The 3,638-nt window shown below is 50.0% G+C and carries 3 protein-coding genes and 1 pseudogene; 1 reads left to right on the forward strand and 3 read right to left on the reverse strand.

The features are described 5' to 3' along the window. Positions 1-159: 159 nt before the first annotated feature. Together LKK83_RS13745 and LKK83_RS13750 are read right to left on the reverse strand one after the other, a co-directional pair. Positions 160-1,161, reverse strand: coding sequence for a DnaJ C-terminal domain-containing protein (locus LKK83_RS13745; protein ID WP_324631741.1), 1,002 nt, complete (start codon positions 1,159-1,161; stop codon positions 160-162). A gap of 316 nt (positions 1,162-1,477) precedes the next feature. After that, complete coding sequence (locus LKK83_RS13750; RefSeq protein WP_324631742.1) at positions 1,478-1,915, reverse strand: Hsp20/alpha crystallin family protein; 438 nt, start codon at positions 1,913-1,915, stop codon at positions 1,478-1,480. Positions 1,916-2,588: 673 nt separating this feature from the next. Here LKK83_RS13750 and LKK83_RS13755 point away from each other — a divergent pair. Next, positions 2,589-2,894 carry a hypothetical protein gene (locus LKK83_RS13755; RefSeq protein WP_324631743.1) on the forward strand — a complete coding sequence of 102 codons (306 nt, stop codon included), beginning with the start codon at positions 2,589-2,591 and terminating at the stop codon, positions 2,892-2,894. A gap of 344 nt (positions 2,895-3,238) precedes the next feature. Here the strand turns inward: LKK83_RS13755 and LKK83_RS13760 are convergent. Beyond that, positions 3,239-3,638 (reverse strand): annotated as a pseudogene (locus LKK83_RS13760) (nitrate ABC transporter ATP-binding protein); the annotation flags it as partial.

The raw sequence follows: 3,638 nt of genomic DNA on the forward strand, positions 1-3,638 counted from the left end.
ACTTGGCTCAATCCAAAGTTCTCTGGTAAGATTGACTTCAATATTATCCCATGACCTAAAAAAATGTAGGGTGGGCAATGCCCACCCTACGACTACTAAAAAAATGTAGGGTGGGCATTGCCCACCCTACGACTACCACAACCACGAGGACTGAGGGGTTTATAATGCGATCGCTTCTAATTCGCGACGAGGATTATATCGACGAACTTGTTGCAGTTTTTCGTAATACTCCCGTTCTGACTCGCTGAGGGTTGTAGGAATCGCAATTTTCAGCCGCACGATTTGGTCGCCTCTTTGCTGATTTCTTAACGGCCAACCTTTCCCGCGCAAGCGCAGAGATTGTCCGGATTGAACTCCCGCAGGCACAGTCATTTCTACTGAACCATCGGGGGTAGGAACGGTGACTTTTGTACCCAGTGCGGCTTCATCGGGAGTAATGGGAAGTTCGCACACTAGGTTATCGCCCTCGAAGTCAAAAAATCGATGAGAAGCGAGTTCGATATTCAGGTACAAATCGCCGCGTTTTTGACTGTAAGGATTGACCGGTCCTTTTCCGCGCAGGCGAACGCGACTTCCGGGTTTAACGCCGCGCGGAATTCGCACGTTAATGGTTTCCCCATTGACTTGGAGGCGCTTTTGAACGCCGTGGAAGGCTTCTTCCATCGTCAGGGTAATTTGCGCTTCGGCGTCTTGAGTCGGGGCTTCAGTGTGGAATCCCCCACCAAAACCACCGCCGAATAAATCTTCAAAATCACCGAAACCACCGGGTTGAGCGCCGCCGTAGTTATAGACTCGGCGTCCGCCGGTTCTCGCACTTCCCCCAAAGCGTCCGAGCAATTCATTGATAAAGTCTTCAAAGTTGCCGTACTGACTGAAATCATACCCTTGTGTGCCAAACCCACCTGGGCTTTGGCCACCAGCACCGGCATGTTTCCAGTATTGACCAAATTGGTCGTATTTTTGCCGCTTTTCGGGGTCGGAAAGCACTTCATACGCTTCGTTCACTTCTTTGAAGCGTGCTTCGGCATTTTTGTCGTCGGGATTGACGTCGGGGTGATATTTTCGGGCGAGTTTGCGAAAGGCTTTTTTAATTTCATCGGCACTCGCAGAGTTGCTCACCCCTAAAATTTCATAATAGTCTTTAAAATCCGTTGCTGGCATTAATAACTTCCTCCTGTAAGGATTATTGTGGCGACTAGATTCAACTGTAGAAAGATGAGAGCGATCGCACCCAATGGTGCTGGTGAAATAGCTGGCGCACAAGCGGCAATCGGGTGCGATAAAATACCGGGTTTCCGAGCGAAGAGTTACGGCGATCGCCTCATGCAGAAACCCGGTGGTGTAAGTTACCCGTCACGGTTGGATTTCAATGGCCACACAATGGCCGCTTCAACTGGCTAAAAAACCGTCGAAGTTGGGAGAGAAGGGGTACCGCCACTGGGGACGGGTTGACCCTGGAAATTCCGCGTGACTTCCTTTAGCTGACGTTAACTTTGACGACTTTATTTTTCTCGTCTTCGGCTTTCGGTAGATGGAGTTTGAGGATACCATCTTTGTATTGCGCTTCTACTTTGCTGTTTTCGATGCGAGCGTTTAAAGGAATCACGCGGCGGAATTGACCGTAACGGAATTCGCTGCGGAAAGAACCGTTTTCTTCGTGCTGGGTTTCGGTTTTTCGTTCGCCGCTAATGGCCACCGCTTCGGCAGAAACTTGCACGTCGAGATCCTTGGCTTCCATGCCCGGAACTTCCATTTTTAGGTTAATTGCTTCCGGGGTTTCCTCCATTTCTACTGGGGGGACAAAGCTACCCGTTATGGGTTCGCCATTGGTGGTGCTTAGGTTATCAAACAGACGATTCATTTCCCGTTGCAGGCTGTCGATTTCCCGGAAAGGAGAGTAACGAATTAAAGCCATAACTATCTTACCTCCAATCTTAGTCTTTCAACTGTAGAGAGGCTTAAATCCCAAGCCTCTTTTGCTTCTCTGTTATCACTATATCGAGGCTCAACTAGGGGTTGGGTTCGGTTTTGCGATCTGGAAAATGTCGCAATTTCCACACAGGGGGTTTCAGAAGACTTAACAAAGGAAACGCAGCGGGTTTAACGGAAGCCGCAGGGGCGGGCAGGGAATTATTTTTTATTCTGTATGGAGGGTGGCGAAGGAAGAAGGAAGAAACGGTTGAGGGGCGATCGCTTAAGGGAGTTGCTGCAAGACTTCCCGGCGGGAGTACGCCACCACTACAGCCGGGATAAAATCTGGGGGTTGCCGATGATATGGGATTCCATCGCTGCAAATTAGGCTCTCGCAGGACTTTAATCCCTGCTAATATGAGGAGGTCCGGTGGGAGGCTAGCCAAACACGAGCGGTTGAAATCTCCCTAAGACTTGCTAAGCTTGCCTACCCGGCGTATTTTGTTAAACGATTTGTAAACTTAATATATGTCAGTCCGTTAAAAAGCGGGTTCTAGAAATCGCCCCTAACCAGGCACTCGTGGCTCTACGCGGCGGAATTCTTTTTCAGGCTATTTTTATAAATCAGCTCGATCGCCCAGATTTGAAACAGAGTTTACCTGTGGGGAAAGGAGAAAATGGCTCGCAGTTGGGTTTATAATGTCCGGGAAATTAACTTAAAATATAATTCCGTGAGGGACGATCGCGGATATCGAGGCGGGCAATTCACGTTCTATATCCGGCGGGATAACGCTGTCTGTCAAGGGATAAAAATAGATTCTTTTGGGGTAGCGATCGCCTCGGTTTCCCTGCTGTGGAGTTCCCTTTTCACTGGTGTTACCCGAAGGGCATGGGCTTTTCAATCCAGTGATTTGGCGTCGGGACAAGCAACCGCAGGCTTGAGAGTATTGGCTTCGGTGCGATCGCCCTATAATTCTCCCTAGTGCAGGGACAGGAATACCGGACCTCCGCGCGATCGCTTGGCTTCGGTTTGCCGGCAATATGGCCATCTTCCGGCGGAATCGCACTTCTAGTTCTGGCTGGTTCTTCGCTCACACTTGCCGCGATCGCACCGATTTTTCTGGTAGAGTCACGGTGTTCTCCCCAAAGAGGCGATCGCCTTTCTTTCTCAAAATACGCGCATTCTCCTCTCGGCTGGTCTTCCCCCCTTTCCTGCGATTAATTTCGACTTTTCCCAACAGAAAAGGGGGAGCAATTACAGGCAAATGCTATGAAAAACTAGCACCAACCAGCCATCTTTTTCTCCTGGCGACCTCTGTCGCTTTCTCTACAGGCGATCGCCGGACCACGGAGTCACCTCTAACATCCCCGCTGGGGTAAATACAACCTGAAAATTCGCCACAGGTTGTTGGGGAACTCCTGGCGCGGAAGTGGTCACTAACTCCGGAAGCGGAATTTCATTGGCGTATTCAGTCCCTATGGGATCCACCGCTTCGTAGGAAACGATCTGCCCTTGTTCGTTGATGGTCACTTGATAAACTAAATCCTCCTGGAATGTCGGATAGGTTCGCCAAGTTTGGTCGATGACGTTGTACAACTGCTGGTTTAAATTCTCTACCGTTGTCGGGTCAGTAATTTCTGGCGAGTCCTCCATCGGGGCGGATTCCGCCATCATGGGGGTTTCTTCCGTCATGGGGGTTTCTTCCGCCATCATGGGGGTTTCTTCC

Origin of the sequence: Phormidium sp. CCY1219, assembly GCF_035615515.1 — a bacterium.
GTDB lineage: Bacteria > Cyanobacteriota > Cyanobacteriia > Cyanobacteriales > Laspinemataceae > CCY1219.

Coding starts and splice junctions, on each gene's coding strand:
- LKK83_RS13745 (WP_324631741.1), bottom strand. CDS start 1,161: ATGCCAGCAACGGATTTTAAAGACTATTATGAAATTTTAGGGGTGAGC.
- LKK83_RS13750 (WP_324631742.1), bottom strand. CDS start 1,915: ATGGCTTTAATTCGTTACTCTCCTTTCCGGGAAATCGACAGCCTGCAA.
- LKK83_RS13755 (WP_324631743.1), top strand. CDS start 2,589: ATGGCTCGCAGTTGGGTTTATAATGTCCGGGAAATTAACTTAAAATAT.